The following is a 25,023-nucleotide window of genomic DNA, read 5'->3' as shown; positions in this document are numbered from 1 at the left end:
AAACGGCGAAACGCCTCGGGGAGCTGTAAGTGAGCTTTGATCCGGGGATATCCGAATGGGGAAACCCGCTAGTGGTTATACGCTAGCACCATATGGTGAATACATAGCCATATAGGAGACAGACCCAGGGAACTGAAACATCTAAGTACCTGGAGGAAAAGAAAGAAAAATCGATTCCCGTAGTAGCGGCGAGCGAAGTGGGAAGAGCCCAAACCGGCACTAGCCGGGGTTGTAGGACCTTCATAATTGACAAATCATGATAGCCGAGTGGTCTGGGAAGGCCAACCGGAGAGGGTGAGAGTCCCGTAGGTGAAATTGTGAAATGCATGGAAGGAATCCTGAGTACGGCGGGACACGTGGAATCCCGTCGGAATCAACGAGGACCATCTCGTAAGGCTAAATACTACCTAGTGACCGATAGTGAACCAGTACCGTGAGGGAAAGGTGAAAAGAACCCCGGAAGGGGAGTGAAAGAGAACCTGAAACCGTGTGCCTACAAATAGTCAGAGCCCGTTAATGGGTGATGGCGTGCCTTTTGTAGAATGAACCGGCGAGTTACGATATCGTGCGAGGTTAAGCAGAAGATGCGGAGCCGTAGCGAAAGCGAGTCTGAATAGGGCGAAGAGTACGATGTTGTAGACCCGAAACCGTGTGAGCTAGCCATGAGCAGGCTGAAGGTCAGGTAACACTGACTGGAGGGCCGAACCAGGGCACGTTGAAAAGTGCTTGGATGACTTGTGGCTAGGGGTGAAATTCCAATCGAACACGGATATAGCTGGTTCTCTCCGAAATAGCTTTAGGGCTAGCCTCGATGGCAAGTCTACTGGAGGTAGAGCACTGAATGGGTGATGGCCCCACCTCGGGGTACTGATCTCAATCAAACTCCGAATGCCAGATAGATATCATCGGGAGTCAGACTGTGGGTGATAAGGTCCATGGTCAAAAGGGAAAGAGCCCAGACCGCCAGCTAAGGCCCCCAAGTGTCCGTTAAGTGGAAAAGGATGTGGAGATGCACAGACAACTAGGAGGTTGGCTTAGAAGCAGCCATCCTTTAAAGAGTGCGTAATAGCTCACTAGTCGAGTGACTCTGCGCCGAAAATGTACCGGGGCTAAACGGACCGCCGAAGCTGCGGATTGACACTTAGGTGTCAGTGGTAGGAGAGCGTTCTAACAGCGGAGAAGCAGTACCGGAAGGAGCTGTGGAGCGGTTAGAAGTGAGAATGCCGGTGTGAGTAGCGAAAGATAGGTGAGAATCCTATCCATCGAAAGCCTAAGGTTTCCAGGGGAAGGCTCGTCCGCCCTGGGTAAGTCGGGACCTAAGGTGAGGCCGAAAGGCGTAGCCGATGGACAACAGGTTGATATTCCTGTACCACTTATTAAACTGATGGAGTGACGGAGAAGGCTAAGTTGAGCGTGTTAATGGATTCACGTGTAAGCAGTGAGGTGGTCATGTAGGCAAATCCGCATGGCATAACATTGAGCTGTGATGCCGAAGCCGTATGGCGAAGTCAACTGATGTCACGCTTCCAAGAAAAGCTTCTAGGGTTAATTTAGTAAGTGCCCGTACCGATAACCGACACAGGTAGGCGAGGAGAGAATCCTAAGATGAGCGAGAGAACTCTTGTTAAGGAACTCGGCAAAATGACCCCGTAACTTCGGGAGAAGGGGTGCTTGTGAAAGCAAGCCGCAGTGAATAGGCCCAGGCGACTGTTTATCAAAAACACAGGTCTCTGCTAAACCGCAAGGTGATGTATAGGGGCTGACGCCTGCCCGGTGCTGGAAGGTTAAGAGGAGAGGTTAGCGCAAGCGAAGCTTTGAATTGAAGCCCCAGTAAACGGCGGCCGTAACTATAACGGTCCTAAGGTAGCGAAATTCCTTGTCGGGTAAGTTCCGACCCGCACGAAAGGCGTAACGATCTGGGCGCTGTCTCAACAAGAGACTCGGTGAAATCATAGTACCTGTGAAGATGCAGGTTACCCGCGACAGGACGGAAAGACCCCGTGGAGCTTTACTGTAGCTTGATATTGAGCACTGGTGACACATGTACAGGATAGGTAGGAGACGAAGAAGCCAGGACGCCAGTCTTGGTGGAGTCGCTGTTGGGATACTACCCTTGTGTTACTGGGGTTCTAACCCGTGGCCATGATCTGGTCAGGGAACAGTGTCAGGTGGGCAGTTTGACTGGGGCGGTCGCCTCCCAAAGAGTAACGGAGGCGCCCAAAGGTTCCCTCAGAATGGTTGGAAATCATTCGAAGAGTGTAAAGGCAGAAGGGAGCTTGACTGCGAGACCTACAAGTCGAGCAGGGACGAAAGTCGGGCTTAGTGATCCGGCGGTACCGAATGGAAGGGCCGTCGCTCAACGGATAAAAGCTACCCCGGGGATAACAGGCTGATCTCCCCCAAGAGTTCACATCGACGGGGAGGTTTGGCACCTCGATGTCGGCTCATCGCATCCTGGGGCTGTAGTCGGTCCCAAGGGTTGGGCTGTTCGCCCATTAAAGCGGTACGCGAGCTGGGTTCAGAACGTCGTGAGACAGTTCGGTCCCTATCCGTCGTGGGCGTAGGAAATTTGAGAGGAGCTGTCCTTAGTACGAGAGGACCGGGATGGACACACCGCTGGTGTACCAGTTGTTCTGCCAGGAGCATAGCTGGGTAGCTACGTGTGGACGGGATAAACGCTGAAAGCATCTAAGCGTGAAGCCCCCCTCAAGATGAGATTTCCCATTCGAAAGAAGTAAGATCCCTTGAAGACGACAAGGTAGATAGGTCAGAAGTGGAAGTGTGGTGACACATGGAGCGGACTGATACTAATCGATCGAGGACTTAACCAAAGAAACTGAAGAAGATATCTAGTTTTGGAAGATTAACGAAAGAATCTCCAAAAGGTCTAGTGACGATGGCAAGGAGGGCACACCTGTTCCCATACCGAACACAGAAGTTAAGCTCCTTAGCGCCGAGGGTAGTACGCAAGTGCGAGAGTAGGACGTTGCTGGGCCAAAGAAATGCGGGTGTAGTTTAATGGTAGAACTTCAGCCTTCCAAGCTGACTGTGAGAGTTCGATTCTCTTCACCCGCTCCAATAGCGAATAGTGCACTCGAAAGAGTGCTTTTTTTGTGCGTCAAAGAGGTGACTGAAATACGTAAACTAACAGTTTTCATGTTTCTTTATTGAATATTATTACTAATCAAATTTTCATCAATTATAGCCAATTGTAATGAATAACTTTAAACGAAAACTTTAGGTAGCTTGGCTACTAGTTTTATAGAGTTGGTTAGATTTGGAATTTTCAGAAGCGGAAAAATGCTTTGTATGACAGATACTTAGTAGTAAAAGTTATGATATAGAAAAGTACTTTGTTTGTTGAATTTAAATATGGGTGTAGGAGATTGTTAAAATATTATAGATAGAAGAAGTATATATTTTATGATTTTATAAAGTTCTTTGAATTTCTGATGAGAGTAAGAGTAGAGGATATTCTTTTTCACGCGTAGAAATTTTATAATAATACGCAAAATGATAAGTTGATTTATCGGTGGATGTGTGAAATTTTAAAATAGTCACTATTACCGCTTAAATGTCTTATTACATTTTTGATTTTACATCGTCTAATATGTGTTTTATTCTAGGAAAAAAGAGATTGAACAAGGTAGAATTTATCAAGGATAATTTTAGCTTGATAAATAAGTTACTTAATTAAACTGATATAAGATGAATAAATGTTAATGATAATATTTTTGATGCAGGAACTAGTTTCTTTTTTATATCGATTAAAATAAGATAGAAAATAGGTTAGATATTGATTAATCTATTTTCTATCAGTATCATACGAGAGAAATAACATCCTTTCTACTGATGACTTCACTGATTTAAATTCATCAAACAAAGATTTTTAGGTAGATAACTAAAAATCAAAGCCTGGATTCATAAAGAGGGGGATAGATTTATTAATTGATGAGTGAGAGAGTTTTGAGGAGGGGATATGATATCCTACTCTGAGACTTTATTCTAAGTTGCTAAGGTAATAGAATATTGTGAGATTAAGAAGATACTATAGTTTGATGTGCACCCCAAATGTTAGACTAAAAATTCTAACTTTAGGGGTGCATTTTTATGACCAAATATAATCCGAAATTTAAACATCAAGTGATTAAAGAATATTTAAATGGTAATGTAACTTATGCTTACCTTACTCAAAAATATCAGATTTCAAGTTCTAAATAGGTTCAAGAATGGGTTAGACAATACAAATTATTTGGAAAAAAGGGATTAGAGCGTAAACAAAGACAAGATTACACTGGTGAATTTAGGTTAAATGTATTAAACTATATGAAAACAACAGGTGCCTCATATAGTATAACTGCTAATCACTTTGGAATTTCAGATATCGGAACCATTGCGAATTGGAATACAAAATTTCTTAGAGATGGTATTGAGGCATTCTTTAAACCGAAAGGAAGGCCTCAATCCCCTATGACAAAAGCAAAACAATCTAAACAATCCAAAACATTAACACGTGAACAACAATTAGAAGAAGAAAATAAATGATTAAGAATAGAGATTGAATACTTAAAAAAGTGTCAGGCTCATGGGATTGCCCCCTGGAGTCACACAATTAAATCAAAACAAAAATCATAGAAGAATTAACGGATGAGTTTCATTTATCCGATATTTTAAAAGTGACGAAATTTCCAAAATCAACTTACTATTACTGGGGCAAAAAGATGGCACAAGATAATCCAGATCAAGAGCTTGAAGACCTCATTTTAACTATTTTTAAAGAAAATGATGAGAATTACGGTTATCGTCGAATCACAGATGAGCTTCATCATCGAGGTCATCAGGTTAACCATAAGAAAGTTTATCGCCTGATGAAAAAGCTAGGAATTAGTTGTATTAAGTTTAGCCATAAAACACGTAAATATCGCTCATATAAAGGGAAAATAGGAACTATCGCAAAGAATCGAATCAATCGTCGATTTCATACACCTTATCCTTATCAGAAACTCACAACAGATGTGACTGAATTTAAAACATAAGAAGGAAAGAAATTATATTTAAGCCCTATCATGGACATGGCAACAGGTGAAATTTTATCCTTTTCAATGAGTCATAAACCTGACTTAAGTTTTGTCATGGAGTCATTAAATCAAGTCCTACCTATAATCAAACAAGCAACCTATAGAACAACGATTCATTCCGATCAAGGTTGGCAGTATCAGCATCAAAAGTGGGTTCAAACCTTAAAGAAAAATAGAGTCTTTCAAAGTATGTCACGAAAAGGGAATTGTTTAGATAATTCTCCTATGGAAAACTTCTTTGGCATACTTAAGCAAGAAATGTACTATGGAAAGACATTTAAAACCTATGAGGAGTTAAAAGAAGCCATTGAAAAATATATATACTACTATAATCATAAACGAATCAAAAGAAAATTGGCTGGCATGAGTCCAGTCCAATAGCAAATTCATACCAGCCAATTAGCTGCATAATATTAAGTTCAACTTTTGGGGTTCACTACAGTTCTTTTTTTTTGAGAAGGTTTTTTAGATAAATAGGGATTGATTATCTCTTCAAATTTAACATTATTTCTTTAATTAAATATAAGTGTCATGGAGTAATAAATAAAAAAATGTTATTTAAACCAGAGCTAAACAGGATGTACTCTATTCATGATGAGTGAAGCAATAAGATAAACTCTCCTTAAAAACAAAGCTAATAATCTCATTTAATTTAACATCATCAAAATAATTTCCTGAAAAGATAATGTTTTTATTTTTAATATTTAAAATCGTTCTAGTACAAAGTTAAATAAGAAATCAAAATTTATTCTTTTAATACTGTTTAGTAGATATAGCGGAATGAAATAGTGAGTAGATGTGACTTTTATTGTTATATCAAAAAGTATTACACACCATTAATTAGGTTGTAAAAGTATTTTTATAAAGTAAGTATTATATACAAATTCTTCAATAAGTAAAAAAGATAAAAAATGGATAAAAGGTTTGACAACTTTCGACAGACATGATAAGATAATCAAGTCGTCGAAAGAAGACAAAAAAAGAAATCGAAAGATTTTAAAAAAACTTCAAAAAAGTGTTTGACAGAAAGAGTTAAACATGATAAGATAATCAAGTCGCTGAAACAAGTGACAAAGAAGTTCTTTGAAAACTAAACAGAACGTCAACAAACATTACTTTAAGAAAATAAGTTTCTTAAAAGAAGCTTAGGATATAAACAAACTATTATGGAGAGTTTGATCCTGGCTCAGGATGAACGCTGGCGGCGTGCCTAATACATGCAAGTCGAGCGAACCACTTCGGTGGTGAGCGGCGAACGGGTGAGTAACACGTAGGTTATCTGCCCATCAGACGGGGACAACGATTGGAAACGATCGCTAATACCGGATAGGACGAAAGTTTAAAGGTGCTTCGGCACCACTGATGGATGAGCCTGCGGCGCATTAGCTAGTTGGTAGGGTAAAGGCCTACCAAGGCGACGATGCGTAGCCGACCTGAGAGGGTGAACGGCCACACTGGGACTGAGACACGGCCCAGACTCCTACGGGAGGCAGCAGTAGGGAATCTTCGGCAATGGGCGAAAGCCTGACCGAGCAACGCCGCGTGAATGATGAAGGCCTTCGGGTTGTAAAATTCTGTTATAAGGGAAGAATGGCTCTAGTAGGAAATGGCTAGAGTGTGACGGTACCTTATGAGAAAGCCACGGCTAACTACGTGCCAGCAGCCGCGGTAATACGTAGGTGGCGAGCGTTATCCGGAATTATTGGGCGTAAAGAGCGCGCAGGTGGTTGATTAAGTCTGATGTGAAAGCCCACGGCTTAACCGTGGAGGGTCATTGGAAACTGGTCAACTTGAGTGCAGAAGAGGGAAGTGGAATTCCATGTGTAGCGGTGAAATGCGTAGAGATATGGAGGAACACCAGTGGCGAAGGCGGCTTCCTGGTCTGTAACTGACACTGAGGCGCGAAAGCGTGGGGAGCAAACAGGATTAGATACCCTGGTAGTCCACGCCGTAAACGATGAGTGCTAAGTGTTGGGGGTCGAACCTCAGTGCTGAAGTTAACGCATTAAGCACTCCGCCTGGGGAGTACGGTCGCAAGACTGAAACTCAAAGGAATTGACGGGGACCCGCACAAGCGGTGGAGCATGTGGTTTAATTCGAAGCAACGCGAAGAACCTTACCAGGTCTTGACATACCAGTGACCGTCCTAGAGATAGGATTTTCCCTTCGGGGACAATGGATACAGGTGGTGCATGGTTGTCGTCAGCTCGTGTCGTGAGATGTTGGGTTAAGTCCCGCAACGAGCGCAACCCCTGTCGTTAGTTGCCAGCATTCAGTTGGGGACTCTAACGAGACTGCCAGTGACAAACTGGAGGAAGGTGGGGATGACGTCAAATCATCATGCCCCTTATGACCTGGGCTACACACGTGCTACAATGGTTGGTACAAAGAGAAGCGAAGCGGTGACGTGGAGCAAACCTCATAAAGCCAATCTCAGTTCGGATTGTAGGCTGCAACTCGCCTACATGAAGTTGGAATCGCTAGTAATCGCGAATCAGCATGTCGCGGTGAATACGTTCCCGGGTCTTGTACACACCGCCCGTCACACCACGAGAGTTTACAACACCCGAAGTCAGTGGCCTAACCGCAAGGAGGGAGCTGCCTAAGGTGGGGTAGATGATTGGGGTGAAGTCGTAACAAGGTATCCCTACCGGAAGGTGGGGATGGATCACCTCCTTTCTATGGAGAAAGAGACGTTCTGTTTAGTTTTGGAAGAATTTCTTCCAAAAGTTGATCTTTGAAAACTAGATATCTTCAAACAGAAGAAAAAAATAAAGAATTATTTTTTATAGGTTAAGTGAATAAGGGCGCACGGAGGATGCCTTGGCACTAGGAGTCGAAGAAGGACGCGACAAACGGCGAAACGCCTCGGGGAGCTGTAAGTGAGCTTTGATCCGGGGATATCCGAATGGGGAAACCCGCTAGTGGTTATACGCTAGCACCATATGGTGAATACATAGCCATATAGGAGACAGACCCAGGGAACTGAAACATCTAAGTACCTGGAGGAAAAGAAAGAAAAATCGATTCCCGTAGTAGCGGCGAGCGAAGTGGGAAGAGCCCAAACCGGCACTAGCCGGGGTTGTAGGACCTTCATAATTGACAAATCATGATAGCCGAGTGGTCTGGGAAGGCCAACCGGAGAGGGTGAGAGTCCCGTAGGTGAAATTGTGAAATGCATGGAAGGAATCCTGAGTACGGCGGGACACGTGGAATCCCGTCGGAATCAACGAGGACCATCTCGTAAGGCTAAATACTACCTAGTGACCGATAGTGAACCAGTACCGTGAGGGAAAGGTGAAAAGAACCCCGGAAGGGGAGTGAAAGAGAACCTGAAACCGTGTGCCTACAAATAGTCAGAGCCCGTTAATGGGTGATGGCGTGCCTTTTGTAGAATGAACCGGCGAGTTACGATATCGTGCGAGGTTAAGCAGAAGATGCGGAGCCGTAGCGAAAGCGAGTCTGAATAGGGCGAAGAGTACGATGTTGTAGACCCGAAACCGTGTGAGCTAGCCATGAGCAGGCTGAAGGTCAGGTAACACTGACTGGAGGGCCGAACCAGGGCACGTTGAAAAGTGCTTGGATGACTTGTGGCTAGGGGTGAAATTCCAATCGAACACGGATATAGCTGGTTCTCTCCGAAATAGCTTTAGGGCTAGCCTCGATGGCAAGTCTACTGGAGGTAGAGCACTGAATGGGTGATGGCCCCACCTCGGGGTACTGATCTCAATCAAACTCCGAATGCCAGATAGATATCATCGGGAGTCAGACTGTGGGTGATAAGGTCCATGGTCAAAAGGGAAAGAGCCCAGACCGCCAGCTAAGGCCCCCAAGTGTCCGTTAAGTGGAAAAGGATGTGGAGATGCACAGACAACTAGGAGGTTGGCTTAGAAGCAGCCATCCTTTAAAGAGTGCGTAATAGCTCACTAGTCGAGTGACTCTGCGCCGAAAATGTACCGGGGCTAAACGGACCGCCGAAGCTGCGGATTGACACTTAGGTGTCAGTGGTAGGAGAGCGTTCTAACAGCGGAGAAGCAGTACCGGAAGGAGCTGTGGAGCGGTTAGAAGTGAGAATGCCGGTGTGAGTAGCGAAAGATAGGTGAGAATCCTATCCATCGAAAGCCTAAGGTTTCCAGGGGAAGGCTCGTCCGCCCTGGGTAAGTCGGGACCTAAGGTGAGGCCGAAAGGCGTAGCCGATGGACAACAGGTTGATATTCCTGTACCACTTATTAAACTGATGGAGTGACGGAGAAGGCTAAGTTGAGCGTGTTAATGGATTCACGTGTAAGCAGTGAGGTGGTCATGTAGGCAAATCCGCATGGCATAACATTGAGCTGTGATGCCGAAGCCGTATGGCGAAGTCAACTGATGTCACGCTTCCAAGAAAAGCTTCTAGGGTTAATTTAGTAAGTGCCCGTACCGATAACCGACACAGGTAGGCGAGGAGAGAATCCTAAGATGAGCGAGAGAACTCTTGTTAAGGAACTCGGCAAAATGACCCCGTAACTTCGGGAGAAGGGGTGCTTGTGAAAGCAAGCCGCAGTGAATAGGCCCAGGCGACTGTTTATCAAAAACACAGGTCTCTGCTAAACCGCAAGGTGATGTATAGGGGCTGACGCCTGCCCGGTGCTGGAAGGTTAAGAGGAGAGGTTAGCGCAAGCGAAGCTTTGAATTGAAGCCCCAGTAAACGGCGGCCGTAACTATAACGGTCCTAAGGTAGCGAAATTCCTTGTCGGGTAAGTTCCGACCCGCACGAAAGGCGTAACGATCTGGGCGCTGTCTCAACAAGAGACTCGGTGAAATCATAGTACCTGTGAAGATGCAGGTTACCCGCGACAGGACGGAAAGACCCCGTGGAGCTTTACTGTAGCTTGATATTGAGCACTGGTGACACATGTACAGGATAGGTAGGAGACGAAGAAGCCAGGACGCCAGTCTTGGTGGAGTCGCTGTTGGGATACTACCCTTGTGTTACTGGGGTTCTAACCCGTGGCCATGATCTGGTCAGGGAACAGTGTCAGGTGGGCAGTTTGACTGGGGCGGTCGCCTCCCAAAGAGTAACGGAGGCGCCCAAAGGTTCCCTCAGAATGGTTGGAAATCATTCGAAGAGTGTAAAGGCAGAAGGGAGCTTGACTGCGAGACCTACAAGTCGAGCAGGGACGAAAGTCGGGCTTAGTGATCCGGCGGTACCGAATGGAAGGGCCGTCGCTCAACGGATAAAAGCTACCCCGGGGATAACAGGCTGATCTCCCCCAAGAGTTCACATCGACGGGGAGGTTTGGCACCTCGATGTCGGCTCATCGCATCCTGGGGCTGTAGTCGGTCCCAAGGGTTGGGCTGTTCGCCCATTAAAGCGGTACGCGAGCTGGGTTCAGAACGTCGTGAGACAGTTCGGTCCCTATCCGTCGTGGGCGTAGGAAATTTGAGAGGAGCTGTCCTTAGTACGAGAGGACCGGGATGGACACACCGCTGGTGTACCAGTTGTTCTGCCAGGAGCATAGCTGGGTAGCTACGTGTGGACGGGATAAACGCTGAAAGCATCTAAGCGTGAAGCCCCCCTCAAGATGAGATTTCCCATTCGAAAGAAGTAAGATCCCTTGAAGACGACAAGGTAGATAGGTCAGAAGTGGAAGTGTGGTGACACATGGAGCGGACTGATACTAATCGATCGAGGACTTAACCAAAGAAACTGAAGAAGATATCTAGTTTTGGAAGATTAACGAAAGAATCTCCAAAAGGTCTAGTGACGATGGCAAGGAGGGCACACCTGTTCCCATACCGAACACAGAAGTTAAGCTCCTTAGCGCCGAGGGTAGTACGCAAGTGCGAGAGTAGGACGTTGCTGGGCCAAAGAAATGCGGGTGTAGTTTAATGGTAGAACTTCAGCCTTCCAAGCTGACTGTGAGAGTTCGATTCTCTTCACCCGCTCCAATAGCGAATAGTGCACTCGAAAGAGTGCTTTTTTTGTGCGTCAAAGAGGTGACTGAAAGATTTGATAATATTAGATATTAAGTTAACTTCATTTAATACAGGTATTGATATAATCTAGTAATATCTCTAATCGCTAAATGGTATCTTTTAATCAGCATGAGAAATATGAATTATAATTTTAATATCAGACTCAAAGTACATCAGATCTTGAAGGATAATCTTTTATCCTTACTACAACAAGAACTAAGAGTGATTCTAGCTACATTCATATGCTATTCAATAGTATTATTAAGTAGTGAGCTAACCTAGTTGAAATGCTAAATGACATTATTATTATTATTTTCCAAAATAATAATAATGTCATTTAGTGTTAATAGTGATTTAATTTAAAATAACTAGAGTAAATTTTAAATTACATTGAGGAGATGCCAGTTAATATATCTTTATAATAAATAAAAACACACTGTATGATTTACAGTGTGTTTTTATTTATTATAAAGAGCCTATGTCTCCTTTTTCTAATAGGTAATCTTCTAAAATTAAATTATTCTCATAGATATATGTAGCTGCATCCACACCGACATATCTTAAATGCCAAGGTTCGTATTCATATCCTGTTTCTGCTGTTCTCCCTTGTGGATAACGTATAATGAATCCAAATCTATGAGCGTTTTCTGCTACCCATGCACCTTCTTTTGATTGACCAAAAGTCTGAGATAAACCTTCATTTACTGATTTTGCCGTTATATCAATTGTTAGACCAGTTTGGTGTTCACTATGACCTGCGCGTGCACTATAAGAATCTGCATATTGTTGACCATTAGTGGACACATAATTATTATATAAATTAACTTGGGTTTTATATGAGCGATAGCCACTACGTGCAATTAATGCATATCCTTTTTCTTGATTAGCCGCACTAAATAGTGATGAAAGAGCGTCTGCAGCTACTTTTCTTAAGTAGTTAGCCTCATTATTTGTATCTGGTCGATATAAAGGAACATTGAGATATACTAAATCACTTGGAATGTAATCTGAAGGTAATCGATAGTTTTTATTAACTAAAACTAATAAATTATCTGGATGTGCTACTTCTACAGTGTCTTTATAGAAGTTTGTTTTTACATTTGGATAAAGGACATAGTTTAATGCATATTGTACTGAATAATTACGATTACTTTTTAAAATATTTGCATAAGTTTGCATAGAATCGATATTAAATTTTGGAGAAGATGTAAGCTGTTCCAACGTTTCATCAGGTAAATTAAAAGAGTCTAAATACTCACGTTGCTCAGTCGAAAATCTATTAGGTATAGATCTAGTTTCTAAGTTGCTAACAATCAAACTATCATTAAGGTATTCTATTGTTTGAGCTTGAGTAGTAAAATGAGGTTTATTTAAGATGGTAGCAACATAAATAATTGATGTAAGTAAAATTAGACTAATGATTGATAATCGAATTAGTATTAATTTCTTTTTTTTTCGTTTGATTACGACGTTTTTTTTAGCCATTTTTGTTACTCCTTATTTATCTAATTTGAAGAATCTATAGTTTTTTTATTTTAATTGTAACTTTAAATAAATCCCCGTCCTGAGATAATTCAAAAGTAGCACCATGTAAATCTAGAATTGATTTTACAATTGCTAATCCTAGTCCTGATCCTTCAGTATTACGAGAACTATCTCCACGTTTAAATCGTTCGGTTAACTCTACTATATCAAATCCTAATTCATAATTCGATATATTTTTTAAAGTTATGACAATTTCTGATCCTTCATATAACATTTCTAAATAAACACGAGTCCCTGATTGAGCGTATTTTATAATATTACCAAATAAATTTTCAAATACTCGATACATCTTTCTTCCATCACAGTAGGCATACATTTGTGGAGCTGATGTTTTACTCCTCAAAATTAATTGATGTTCAATAAACTTATCTTCATATTCAGCAATAGACTGATGCATTAGAGCAACTAAATCAACTTGTTCTTTATATAATTCAACAGCCCCACTTGCCATCTTACTAGCTTCAAATAAATCATCGATTAAAACTTTAAGACGCTTGGATTTATTATCAATTATTTGTAAATATTCTTGTCTTTCTTCAGCAGTAATATCTGAACGTTTAGCTAAATCAACATAATTTAAAATGCTTGTTAAAGGTGTTCTTAAATCATGAGATACATTTGTTATGAGTTCTGTTTTTAGTCGTTCGCTATTCGATTGTTTTTGATTAGAAAGAATAAATCCTTCTCGTATAATATTGATGTTTTTTGCCATATCTGGGATTAATCCTTGGCCAGAAATGTGGATATGAGATGTAGATTTCCCTTGTGCCATAGAATCTAATGAATCGTTGATGACCTGAATTGTTTTACAACTTCTTTGAATTTTAAGTAAAACAATGAGTGCTAGAACAAAACTTATTGCTCCAACTAGTAGGAATGCAAATCCATCAATAATTGATGTTCCAATTATTATTCCCCAAAAGCCGATAAAGATGGTATACATTAAAACTTTTGTAAAAACTTTACGATAGATAGGGAGATTTCTAATATCATCGATATTAGTGCTGTAAAGACCATTCTCCCATTCCTTTTTTATGATAGATGGATTTTTAAGGAGATAGATTAATCTTTTAAATTGAAGGATAAAAACATAAATTAATAGGAAAATAGATGCAAATTTAGTGATTGTATTTAACCAGTGTGAAAACATATACTGTATATTCCAATAACCAAATACAGTATAATCTTGTAACAATATAATGGTCCAAATAAATAAAATCACTTTTATTTCAATGGGAAGAGTTTTATATTTTGCTTCTATCCACTTTAATTGTTCGGGTAGTTGGATAGATGTCGATTGTATCTTCTTATAGTAATGGTATAAAGGAAGTAATGAAATCATTGTAATTGTAAATCCAATAACGAGGAATATTTTATTGTTGGTGTATTGTTGATAACTTTGGAGAATTGTAGAATCTCCCATAGATGCTTTAGGAAGATATAATGTTCCAGTTAGACCATAGTTATGAGAATTATTGTTTACACGCGCAAAATTATCCTGGTTATTTCCTTTGTAAGGAATTTGAATAGTGTTTAATGTAGGAACACTATCGCTTGGTAGGTTGCTATATGTTGCCCCATTAGTATCGGTTAATTGATAATAAAAAGCGTCTTTTTCCGAATAGTTATAATTTTGATATTCTTGGAGTAACTGTTGATTTTTTTCATACTTAGAAAATTGGATTAATTGTTTTAATTCTTCATCAGAAAGAGAAGTGATTGATATTTGCTCATCTGTATTTTCATTGTATAAATAGTTACTATATTGATTCGAATTTACTTTAGCATCTAGTATCTCTTCTTTTGATACTTCAATACTATCTAATGGGATGCTAACCTGTGGTAATTGAATTTTGATATCATAAAACCAGTGTAAGAAGTCATCGACCTGTGAAGCATATTGACTAGATTCAAAATAATTCAATGGAAATAGGTTATTTATATTTTGGGTCACATAAGTGAAAGATAATAGAAAAATAAAACAGCAGACTAAAAATTTTATCCAATTGTTGTGAAGAGTCTTTTGTTTTATAGAAGAATTTGTTTTTTCAGACATATACTCAGCTCCAATCTATAGTTTTATTATGATACTAAGATACCATCAATATCTTAACAATTAGTTATTTGATTTCTTAAGAATTTCTTAATAAAAAAAACATAGTTCTGAAACTATGTTTTTAAGGTTTAAGTTGAGGGGAACGATTTATTTTAACTTGCTTGTTTACATCCATTTTAACTAATTTCTCATATCCTTTAATAGCTTTTTGAATTTTTAGTATTGCTTGTTAAATGCCTTTTGGGATTCTTTAGATTGAGGTGCATTTAGTAGACCAATATTATAGCTAATAAGGTAGCGTTTTGTCCAGTTTGATGAAGTTGGGATTAATTAAATACGAATGATAACTGATTGAATTTTCTGTTGATGCTACACTAGTTTCTACACGATCATGAGTAGATTCTACGAATGACTTAAGAAAAGAACGTAACCTTTTAACTTAATTCCTTCTCAAAGAAATAGTATATAGGATAAATCTAAGATTCGATTTTATATCCAACACCCCATACTACTTTAAGGTATCTGGGTTCTTTAGGATTAATTTCGATTTTTTCACGTATTTTTCTAATATGAACAGCAACTGTATTTTCTGCATTGTATCCTGGTTCATCCCATACTCGTTCATAAATATCGTTAATTGAGAATACACGTCCTTTATTTCTCATTAATAAGCTAAGAATTTTAAATTCGGTAGGGGTTAATCTTACTTCTATATCATCAACAAATGTTTGTTTAGTTGATAAATTAATACGAAGCCCATTAATTTCGATAGTGTCTTCGTCAGTTGTTTGTTGATTAGATGACTTAGCCCCTAACATTAAATAACGTCGTAATTGGCTTTTAACTCGAGCCACAAGTTCCATCGGATTAAATGGTTTTGTAATGTAGTCATCAGCTCCAAGTGAAAGCCCCATAATTTTATCTGTATCTTCTGATTTTGCAGTTAACATAATAATTGGGACGTTGGAGAATTCACGAATTAGACTAGTGGTAACAATTCCATCCATTTTCGGCATCATAACATCCATTAAAATTAAGTGAATCTCATTGGTCTTCATTAAATCTAGTGCTTCTTCACCGTTAGAGGCCATGATTGTTTCAATTCCTTCACCACGTAAATAAATACGAATAGCTTCGCGAATTTCACGTTCATCATCAACAACTAAGACACGAGAATCTTTCATAATATATTAATCCTCCTTCATCTCATTTTAAGTTATTATACCTTAATTAATTTATTTATGGCAAATTAATCCTAGATACGAGGATAAAAGAGTAAAGTTTTATTGGTCAACAAGGTTCATCTGTTCCCCGCCATATTCAATACCACAGGCTTTGCCGATTCCTTGATAAAGGATAATATTGCGTTTGGTATCAAGTAATGTCATTTCAATTTCACCTAAAAGAGTTTCTTCAACAAGAGGAACCATTTCACCGTCTTTAGGACCATAGCATAAAACAAAATCATGCGGGTTAGTTTTAGTTTTTACAACAAGGTGTAAATGTTTCCGAGTCGCACATAAAATAATATCTCTATCGCAAACATTTAACGTAATAGAGCTTTTGTTTATGCTTGTAAAAGAATAAAAATTATTATCAACTGTTACACCTATGATAAAGCCCCTAAATTCCTTTACAAGTGGGAAAGGGATGGTAGCAAGAGAGCATGTAAGAGTAGCGCGTTGATCATTGAAACTGTTACTTTGAATCCAGATCCACGATTTTGGAAAGCTTTTGCCCCAATTTTTTTCGATATAGTATTTTCCATTACTGAAATCGATTAATTTTCCATTCACTTTAAGGTGCCCTTCTTCAATCGTTCCATCTAAAGCACAAACCTGACTGTAACATTCCATAAAAGAAAAGTGATTATAAAAACCCATACTTCCTGGATTAAATTTAGTATCGGGCCATTTTGTTCGAGGACTAAGGAATAGGACTCCCTTAATTTCTTCTTCAGAATTTAGAAGTTGAACATTAATTTTACTAAGGCTGAATTCATTTAATCCAATGTTGATCTTTAAATGACGTGGATTTGAGTAGAATTCATTTGTACTATAACGAAAATATTGATAACTATGATCAATTAAGTTGACGACTTGAATAAAACAATGATGATCGAGTGGATCTTTCCCCCGGGAAATTCCAGGAATAAATGCTAAGGCGTAAGTGGCCGTACTATCCACAATTTTAAAATACCACCCCTCAAAAAAATTAGTGTATTGATTTTGGCCATGATATAAATCAGGATTTATTTTCATTATTACCTCTCCATATAATAATTTGCCATTGCTAAAAAAGAGATTTATATTTTTTTTATTATGTGTCAAAAAGTAGATTTTTAAACCATTAAATGAAAAAAGTTGCAAGCCATGAAGGAACAGGATATGATGGGATTAGATAAGATGAAAGGATGATAACATGACTTTAAAATTTGATGAAGTTTTCTCCATTATGAAAAAATCATTTCCACAAGAGGAAATGAGAAATTACGAAGGACAAAAAGCTTTATTAGAGCGTGATGATTATTTTATTAAAACTTACATGCATGAAGATGAAGTTGCTGGTTTTTGTGCTTATTATAAGTTTGATAATTTTATTTATATTGAACATTTAGCATGTAATCCAGAGGTTCGAGGACTAGGAATTGGAACGAAACTAGTTCAACAGGTTATAGCTGAAGATGAAAATCTAGTGGTTATTCTAGAAGTTGAACCGCCTGTTGATGAACTGACAAAAAGACGTGTTAGATTCTATGAAAAATTAGGATTTAAATTAAATCCACATTATCATTTTCAACCATCTTTAAATGAAGGGATGGATGGGTTAGAATTAAAGATTATGTCTTCAAATACTGAATTATCAGAAGAGGCGCAAATTAAATTTAGAAGAGTTTTAAATGAAAAGGTGTATGGGGTAGATAAAGATTTATATATTTAACAATTTATATGAATAATATCCATAAAAATGCAAATCTTAAAAGAGACAATTGAGTCTCTTTTTTTTATATCATGAGGTGAGTTAGATGTTAGATTTGATGAAACAATATAATGATAGTATAGAGAAGATGATTAAAATCCTAAGTTTATTAGTAGGAATCTGTTTTGTTTGTATGCTATTTATTTTTGAAATTAGCTTTTCTGATGAGGAATTGAAGTTTTTTTTAATTCTTGGTTGTGTTTCGCTTTTAACAGGGATTGGGTTTATGGTTAGTAAGATTAAAAAAGAAGTTTTTGATTGTATGTTGTTTGTGATGACGGGACTGTTTTTAGGAATAGTTAGTGGAGGTGCATATTCACTGATTTTTATGATGGTTTGTTTGTTTATTACAATTATTTATGGACGTCGTGCTGGATTATTAAGTAGTTTTTTATGTTCAGGTATTCTTTTGTTTTTAGAAACTAATTATTTTGGGAGCATTAGTTTGTTGATGGTGAGTTATTTTGTAGGGGGATGGCGTGATTATTTTTATCAATCTCGTGATTTTTTAACAGGTGTGCTGAGTGAATCTTGTTTTGATGAGGTGTTAGAAAGTTTTATTTCTAATAATCGGATGTTTTCATTGATTTTTGTTAGGATGGATGATGAGGGTTATCCACAGGTAGAAAAGAAGATAGCACGCATATTAAATAGTCAGTTTACGTTTAGATATGGATTGAATGGATTTATGGTTATTTTGCCGGATGCAGATAAGGGAAAATCGGTGCAATGGCTTGAGGAAAGAATTTATGAAATCAAAGAGGTTGAGTTAAAGAGTGGGATTGTGTACTACCCTGAGGATGGGGTGAATTTAGTTAAGAAGGTTGAGGATATTGTAAATAGTGAGGAATGTTTACATCGGTATGCATGGATGATGAGACATATGAATGGGATAGATAGTGATGTGGTGACGGCGATTAAGATGTTGATGGGATTTTTGCGTGTTTGGGATAGTTATACGTATGGTCATGTGATGCGGGTTGTTGAGTATAGTCAATGTCTTGGACGTGAGCTTGGAATCAGTGATGATGAGGAAAGTCTTTTAGTTTGTGGGGCTTACTTACATGATATTGGGAAGCTTGATATGGATCAGTTTATTTTGAATAAGCGAATGCCACTTGCAGAGAATGAGTGGCTAAGATTGAAGTCTCATGTTGAACAGGGGGTAGAACTGATTCAGTTATTTGAGGAGTTAGCTCCGTTTAAGATGTTTATTAGACATCATCATGAACGTTTTGATGGACGTGGATATCCTTCTCGTTTAGAAGGGGATGAAATTCCATTTTTGGTTCGAATTTTAGCAGTAGCGGATAGTTTTGATGCGATGACTTCAAAGCGATCTTATAATCACCCAATGAGTTATAAGGAGGGAATAACTGAACTGCGTCGATGTAGTGGAGCTCAGTTTGATCCAGTGGTTGTTGAAGCTTTTGCGAATGTGATTGAAAGGGAATATTCTTTTGGGAATTGAAGATATTAAAGATGAGGTGAATACTATGGATAGTAAAGAGTTTCATATTGCGAATTTAAGTGATGATAAGTTACGTGAATTAAAACGTGTTGAGGCGGAGTTGTCTGAAAAATTTGGAGCAGATTTAGTTTTAATTGCATGGCAAAAAAATTAAAGGATTAAACTGTAAAGTTTAATCCTTTTTTGTGTCATAATTTGAATTTTATTGTTGGAAAAGGTTGATAACTTCAATGGTTGGAAGTATACTTATTAAATCAAAAGTAAATTTTAAATAAGGAAGGTAGAAATTATGAAGAAGAATACTGGAAATCTTGGCTCGTGTAGCTCTAAAAATTTAGGAGGAGTTTTAAAGTTTGTGATTCCTTCGTTACTGGGTGTATTTTTATTTATGACACCTATTTCTATTGGTGGAGAGATTACGATTCCTGTTGCGGTTTTATCGAAGTGGGTTCAATCGACGTTTGCAGATGTATTACCGATGGTTTTATTATTATTAGTTATGATTACAGCGGTTGGAACATTAGTGACCAAGATTTTTTCACCGAAGTTTATTATTAAGAATGATTTTTTAAATACGTTGTTTAATGTAACACCTGTTTGGTTTGTTATTCGTATGTTAGCGACTGTATTTATTGTGATAGCTCTTTATGAGGTGGGATTTGCACCGATTTATTCAGGAGATACAGGCGGACTTGTTTTATATGATTTATTACCGATTTTATTTTCTGTCTTTTTATTTGCAGGGTTATTCTTGCCGTTATTATTGAATTTTGGATTGTTAGAGTTTATTGGAACGTTATTATCTAAAATCATGCGTCCTGTCTTTAATTTACCGGGGCGTTCTGCGATTGATTGTATTGCTTCCTGGCTTGGAGATGGGACGATTGGTGTTTTATTAACGAGTAAGCAGTATGAGGATGGTTTTTATACAAAGCGTGAAGCAGCTGTTATTGGAACAACATTCTCGTTAGTATCAATTACGTTTAGTTTAGTCGTTATTGATACGGTTGGACTGAGCCGTATGTTTTTACCTTTCTATTTTACGGTAACCGTGGCGAGTTTAGTGGCAGCCATTGTTTTACCCAAATTACCACCTTTATCGAAGAAGCCAGATATATTCTTTGATGGAACTCCAAAAGAAGATGATGAGGTTATTCCAGCGGGATCAAGTAGCTTTTCACATGGTTTAAACCAGGCTATTAAGAAGGCTAAGGGGCAGGATTTAGTTAAGGTTGTTTTTGTGGATGGATTTAAAAATGTTTTAGATATGTGGTTAGCAGTTATTCCAATTGTTATGGCGGTTGGAACGATTGCATTAGTGGTAGCAGAGTACACTCCATTATTTAAAATTTTAGGATTACCATTCTATCCAGTTTTATGGTTATTACAGGTTCCAGAGGCGATGGCAGCATCTCAAACGCTTGTAGCGGGATTTGCTGATATGTTATTACCATCGATTTTAGCTTCAGGGATTGAGAGCGAGATGACTCGATTTGTAGTCGCAGCTGTTTCTGTTTCACAGTTAATTTATTTATCTGAGGTTGGAGCATTGTTGTTAGCATCAAAAATTCCGGTAAGTTTAAAAGAATTATTTATTATTTTCATTCAACGTACGTTGATTACTTTACCTGTTATCGCATTAATTGCACATTTAATTTTTTAATTTAAAGCTCACTTTATGTGAGCTTTTTTTGTATGTATTTTCAGGTAAAATCCAAAACTAATATTGAAAACGATATTTTATGTGGCAGAATTGTATAAAATGATTAGTTAACTAATAGTTAGTTGACTAATCAAATAGGTAGAAGTAATATAGAATTAGATTAAAGCGAGGTGACATGATGGATAGTAATGAAGTAAGAGATTTAGCAAAACTGTTATCTCATGTTATTCGTCTTCAAATGGTGACTGTACATAAGCGAATGGAAGAACAGGGTTTTTGTCGTTCACAGCCAGGAATTATTCATGTTTTAAGTAAACATGATGGAATGACACAAGTAGAGTTAGCAACTAAATTGAATGTAACGCCTGCTACTATTAGTGCGATGCTAAAACGTATGGAGCGAGATCAGATGATTGAGCGACGTCGTAGCCAAGAAGATCAAAGGGTAACACATGTTTATTTAACTGAGCATGGAAAACAACAATCAGATGTGGTTGAGAAAATTTTTGATGAGATGAATCAAAAAGGGTTTGGTAATTTTACTGATGAAGAGTTAAAGCAAGCTAAAAATATTTTCCAAAAGTTAATAGACAATTTGGGTGATATTTCATGTCAAGGGAGGTATAAAGGATGTTAAAATTATTTAAAGGTTTAAAGCCTTATTGGTTAATGGTTGTTGGAGTATTAATTTTAGTATTTATTTCAACTATGACTGACCTTGCATTGCCAGATTTAATGTCTGACATTGTCGATACTGGGATTGTTCAAGGGGATGTTTCGTACATTTTAGGACGCGGAGGAGTAATGCTTGCTGTTGCTCTTTTAGGAACAGTCTGTATTATTTGTAGTAGTTATCTTTCTTCGCGAATTGGGATAGGATTTAGTCGTGATTTAAGAAAGAAAGTATTTGAAAAAGTTGAATCTTTTTCACTGACTGAGGTCAATACTGTCGGAACGGCATCGTTAATTACAAGAACAACAAATGATATCAATCAAGTTCAACAGGTTACCATTATGATGATGCGTATGATGTTAAGTGCTCCGTTAATGATTGTTGGAGCATTGATTATGGCGCTTCGTAAGGATGTTGGGTTATCAACGATTATTTTAGTGGTTATTCCAATTATCGTTGTTGTTATTGGTGTTATTGCCAAGTTTACAATGCCAATGTTTGAAAAAATGCAAAAACGTATTGATAAGTTAAATCTTGTTGTTCGTGAAAATTTAACAGGGATCCGTGTAGTACGCGTATTCAATAAAGTTGATTTTGAACAAAAAAGATTTAATCAAGCAAGTTCAGATTTATCACGTGTTGCAACGACAGCTAATCGTTTAATGGGATCTTTAATGCCATTAATGATGTTAATTTTAAATATATCAATTGTTGCTGTTCTTTGGTTTGGTGGAATTCGTATTAACGAAGGAAGTTTCCAAGTCGGTGATTTAATGGCGTTTATTCAATATTTGACTCAAGTTCTATTTTCAATGTTAATGTTGACGATGATGTTTGTGTTAATCCCACGTGCTCAAGCATCGGCTGTACGTATTAACGAAGTATTAGAGATGGAATCTCCAATTCAAAATCCAGCTAATGGAGCACAACCTTCATTAAAGGGTGTTGTAGAGTTTAAAAATGTTGCGTTTGGATATGAAGGAGCAGAAGAACATGCGATTTCTAACATTTCATTTAAAGCTAATCCAGGTGAAATAACGGCGATTATTGGTGGAACGGGATCAGGTAAGTCAACTTTATTGAATATGATTCCTCGCTTCTATGATGCGGCTGAAGGAGAAGTTTTAGTAGACGGAGTCAATGTTCGAGAGATGAATCAAGCTTTATTACGTTCAAAAATCGGTTATGTTCCACAAAAGGCTATTTTATTTACAGGAACGATTCGAGATAATATTCGATATGGTAAAGAAGATGCGACTGATGAAGAAATTAAGCATGCTTTAGATATTGCCCAAGCAACAGACTTCGTTTCTAAAATGCCAGACGGATTAGAATCACCGATTGCTCAAGGTGGGACAAATGTTTCTGGTGGGCAAAAACAACGTTTATCAATTGCTCGCGCTATTGTTCGTAAGCCAGAAATTTATTTATTCGATGATAGTTTTTCAGCATTAGACTTTAAAACAGATGCACAGTTACGTGCAGCATTAAAGGCAGAGACAAAAGAGGCGACAGTGATTATTGTTGCTCAACGTGTAAGTACTGTTATGGATGCCGATCGTATCTTAGTTATGGATGAAGGACGCATTGCAGGATGCGGAATACACGAAGAACTTTTAGCAACAAATGAAATTTACCAACAGATTGTTGAATCACAACTTAAACAAGGAGAGGAGGAATAATTATGGCGGGACCTATGGGACGTGGCCCACATGGTGGAGCAACTGAAAAAGCAAAAGATTTTAAAGGAACGTTATCACGTTTAAGTAAGTATTTAAAACCTTATCGTGTAGGTTTAATTGTTGTAATATTAGCAGCCATTACAAGTGTCATTTTCTCTATTGTTTCACCTAAAGTAATGGCGAAGATTACAAATGAATTATTTCGCCCAATTCAGGAGTTAATGACTGGAGTTAAAAATCCAACTCCGATTGATTTCAGTTATATTTGGAAAATTATCTTAATTTTAATTGGATTATATGTTTTAAGTGCGGCCTTTAGTTATTTACAACAGTTTATTATGGCTGGTATTTCACAAAAAGTTGTCTATGACTTACGTGAAGAGATCGATCAAAAGTTAGCTAAACTACCGTTAAAATTCTTTGATTCACATACACATGGAGAATTATTAAGTCGTTTTACAAATGATGTGGACAACATTAGTGCGACATTGCAACAATCAATTACTCAAGTTATTACTTCAGTAACAACGATTATTGGGGTATTAATCATGATGTTATCAATTAGCCCGTTATTAACATTGATTTCGATTATTGTCGTACCTCTATCGGGAATTTTAATGATGCAAGTTGTAAAAAAATCTCAAAAATATTTCATCGGTCAACAACGTACATTAGGTGAATTAAATGGTCACATCGAAGAAATGTATACAGGTCATAATGTTGTTAAAGCATTTGGCCATGAGAAAAAAGCTATTGCAGAGTTTGATGAAGTTAATGATCGTTTATACGAAGTGGGATGGAAAGCTCAATTTTTATCTGGATTAATTATGCCAATCATTAGTTTTATCGGAAACTTAGGATATGTATTAGTGGCTGTAGTTGGTGGAGTTTTAGTTACAAAAGGACGTATCTCTATTGGAGATATTCAAGCTTTCATTCAATATAGCCGTCAGTTTACTCAACCAATGGCACAAGTTGCACAGATTTCAAATATTATTCAGTCAACTGTAGCATCTGCAGAGCGTGTATTTGAATTATTAGATGAAGAAGAGTTAACGGCTGAAACAGCTCAACCAGTAAAACTTGACAATCCTCGTGGTGCTGTTGAATTTAATCATGTTAAATTTGGTTACCGTGAAGATAAAATCTTAATTCAAGATATGAATATTAAAGCTGAACCTGGTCAAATGGTGGCTATTGTAGGTCCAACTGGTGCAGGAAAAACGACATTAGTTAATTTATTATTACGTTTTTATGAAGTGAACGATGGACAAATCTTAATTGATGGTGTCGATATTAACGATATGAAACGTAGTGATTTACGTAAGTTATTTGGAATGGTACTTCAAGATACTTGGCTATTTAATGGAACCATTCGTGATAATATTGCTTATGGAAAAGAAAATGCAACAGATGAAGAAGTTATTGCGGCAGCTAAAGCGGCACATGCTGATCACTTTATTCGTGTTTTACCAGATGGTTATGACACAATCTTAAATGAGGAAGTATCAAATATTTCTCAAGGTCAGAAACAGTTATTAACTATTGCTCGTGCTTTATTATCAGATCCTGAGATTATGATTTTAGATGAGGCTACAAGTAGCGTTGATACTCGTACTGAGTTACAAATTCAAAATGCGATGAAAACTTTAATGAAGGGTCGCACAAGCTTTGTGATTGCTCATCGTTTATCCACTATTCGTGAAGCAGATATCATCTTAGTTATGAAAGATGGCGATGTTATTGAACAAGGAAATCATGATACATTAATGGCTGCAAATGGTTTCTATGCTGACCTTTATAATAGTCAGTTTAGCAACGAAGAAGAATAATCAAAAAGGTAAGTAATCTAAGTTGATTACTTACCTTTTTTAGAGTTATTTTGTCGGAAAAATAGGAATGATATATGCTCTTTTTA

At 38.1% G+C, this 25,023-nt stretch carries 12 protein-coding genes, 2 tRNA genes, 5 rRNA genes and 2 pseudogenes (1 of these 21 only partly in view); 17 read left to right on the top strand and 4 right to left on the bottom strand.

What is annotated here, in order from left to right:
- From HLK68_RS04205 to HLK68_RS04155, 10 genes and pseudogenes are all read left to right on the top strand, one after another.
- Positions 1–2,831, top strand: a 23S ribosomal RNA gene (locus tag HLK68_RS04205); it begins 62 nt to the left of the window's first position.
- A 55-nt stretch (positions 2,832–2,886) separates the two neighbouring features.
- A 5S ribosomal RNA gene (rrf, locus tag HLK68_RS04200) occupies positions 2,887–2,995 on the top strand.
- 9 nt (positions 2,996–3,004) lie between these two features.
- A tRNA-Gly gene (locus HLK68_RS04195) sits at positions 3,005–3,078 on the top strand.
- A gap of 1,236 nt (positions 3,079–4,314) precedes the next feature.
- A pseudogene (locus HLK68_RS04185) lies at positions 4,315–4,545 on the top strand (helix-turn-helix domain-containing protein); the annotation flags it as partial.
- A gap of 176 nt (positions 4,546–4,721) precedes the next feature.
- On the top strand, positions 4,722–5,036 hold the full coding sequence (locus HLK68_RS04180; protein WP_081448235.1) for an IS3 family transposase: 315 nt from the start codon (positions 4,722–4,724) through the stop codon (positions 5,034–5,036).
- Positions 5,037–5,051: 15 nt separating this feature from the next.
- Positions 5,052–5,459, top strand: a pseudogene (locus tag HLK68_RS04175) (IS3 family transposase); the annotation flags it as partial.
- A 782-nt stretch (positions 5,460–6,241) separates the two neighbouring features.
- Positions 6,242–7,757 (top strand): 16S ribosomal RNA (locus HLK68_RS04170).
- Positions 7,758–7,869: 112 nt separating this feature from the next.
- Positions 7,870–10,762: ribosomal RNA gene (locus HLK68_RS04165) — 23S ribosomal RNA — on the top strand.
- A gap of 55 nt (positions 10,763–10,817) precedes the next feature.
- Positions 10,818–10,926: ribosomal RNA gene (gene rrf / locus HLK68_RS04160) — 5S ribosomal RNA — on the top strand.
- Together the 16S, 23S and 5S rRNA genes with 1 tRNA gene alongside form the textbook arrangement of a ribosomal RNA operon.
- 9 nt (positions 10,927–10,935) lie before the next feature.
- A tRNA-Gly gene (locus HLK68_RS04155) sits at positions 10,936–11,009 on the top strand.
- A gap of 492 nt (positions 11,010–11,501) precedes the next feature.
- On the opposite strand, the gene HLK68_RS04150 is transcribed toward HLK68_RS04155, so the two are convergent.
- The 4 genes from HLK68_RS04150 to HLK68_RS04135 form a co-directional block, all read right to left on the bottom strand.
- Positions 11,502–12,521 carry a M15 family metallopeptidase gene (locus HLK68_RS04150; RefSeq protein ID WP_238581471.1) on the bottom strand — a complete coding sequence of 340 codons (1,020 nt, stop codon included), beginning with the start codon at positions 12,519–12,521 and terminating at the stop codon, positions 11,502–11,504.
- A gap of 34 nt (positions 12,522–12,555) precedes the next feature.
- Complete coding sequence (locus HLK68_RS04145) at positions 12,556–14,505, bottom strand: sensor histidine kinase (protein WP_132942973.1); 1,950 nt, start codon at positions 14,503–14,505, stop codon at positions 12,556–12,558.
- 608 nt (positions 14,506–15,113) lie between these two features.
- Positions 15,114–15,821, bottom strand: coding sequence for a response regulator transcription factor (locus HLK68_RS04140; protein WP_009607175.1), 708 nt, complete (start codon positions 15,819–15,821; stop codon positions 15,114–15,116).
- Positions 15,822–15,920: 99 nt separating this feature from the next.
- Positions 15,921–16,898, bottom strand: coding sequence for a tocopherol cyclase family protein (locus HLK68_RS04135; protein WP_055165320.1), 978 nt, complete (start codon positions 16,896–16,898; stop codon positions 15,921–15,923).
- 160 nt (positions 16,899–17,058) lie between these two features.
- Between HLK68_RS04135 and HLK68_RS04130 the strand changes: the two genes are divergently transcribed.
- The 7 genes from HLK68_RS04130 (at position 17,059) to HLK68_RS04105 (ending at position 24,937) form a co-directional block, all read left to right on the top strand.
- Positions 17,059–17,577: a GNAT family N-acetyltransferase gene (locus HLK68_RS04130; RefSeq protein ID WP_055165317.1), complete on the top strand. Its 519-nt coding sequence runs from the start codon at positions 17,059–17,061 to the stop codon at positions 17,575–17,577.
- Positions 17,578–17,662: 85 nt separating this feature from the next.
- Positions 17,663–19,087 (top strand): HD domain-containing phosphohydrolase, encoded by a 1,425-nt coding sequence (locus HLK68_RS04125; RefSeq protein ID WP_132942974.1) that lies wholly within the window; start codon positions 17,663–17,665, stop codon positions 19,085–19,087.
- Positions 19,088–19,112: 25 nt separating this feature from the next.
- Positions 19,113–19,241, top strand: a complete 129-nt coding sequence (locus HLK68_RS14665; RefSeq protein ID WP_262942097.1) for a hypothetical protein — start codon at positions 19,113–19,115, stop codon at positions 19,239–19,241.
- A 135-nt stretch (positions 19,242–19,376) separates the two neighbouring features.
- Positions 19,377–20,750 carry a YjiH family protein gene (locus tag HLK68_RS04120; protein ID WP_132942975.1) on the top strand — a complete coding sequence of 458 codons (1,374 nt, stop codon included), beginning with the start codon at positions 19,377–19,379 and terminating at the stop codon, positions 20,748–20,750.
- Positions 20,751–20,928: 178 nt separating this feature from the next.
- On the top strand, positions 20,929–21,387 hold the full coding sequence (locus tag HLK68_RS04115) for a MarR family winged helix-turn-helix transcriptional regulator (RefSeq protein ID WP_009607176.1): 459 nt from the start codon (positions 20,929–20,931) through the stop codon (positions 21,385–21,387).
- Positions 21,381–23,105 carry an ABC transporter ATP-binding protein gene (locus HLK68_RS04110; protein ID WP_132942976.1) on the top strand — a complete coding sequence of 575 codons (1,725 nt, stop codon included), beginning with the start codon at positions 21,381–21,383 and terminating at the stop codon, positions 23,103–23,105. The genes HLK68_RS04115 and HLK68_RS04110 overlap by 7 nt, the downstream gene beginning before the upstream one ends.
- A gap of 2 nt (positions 23,106–23,107) precedes the next feature.
- Positions 23,108–24,937, top strand: a complete 1,830-nt coding sequence (locus HLK68_RS04105) for an ABC transporter ATP-binding protein (RefSeq protein WP_006783196.1) — start codon at positions 23,108–23,110, stop codon at positions 24,935–24,937.
- The last annotated feature ends 86 nt before the right edge of the window (positions 24,938–25,023 follow it).

The organism is Turicibacter sanguinis, from assembly GCF_013046825.1.
GTDB classification, from domain to species: Bacteria; Bacillota_I; Bacilli_A; order MOL361; family Turicibacteraceae; genus Turicibacter; species Turicibacter sanguinis.
The sequence above is the reverse complement of the archived record's forward strand: the minus strand, read 5'-3'. Positions and strand labels throughout refer to the sequence as shown.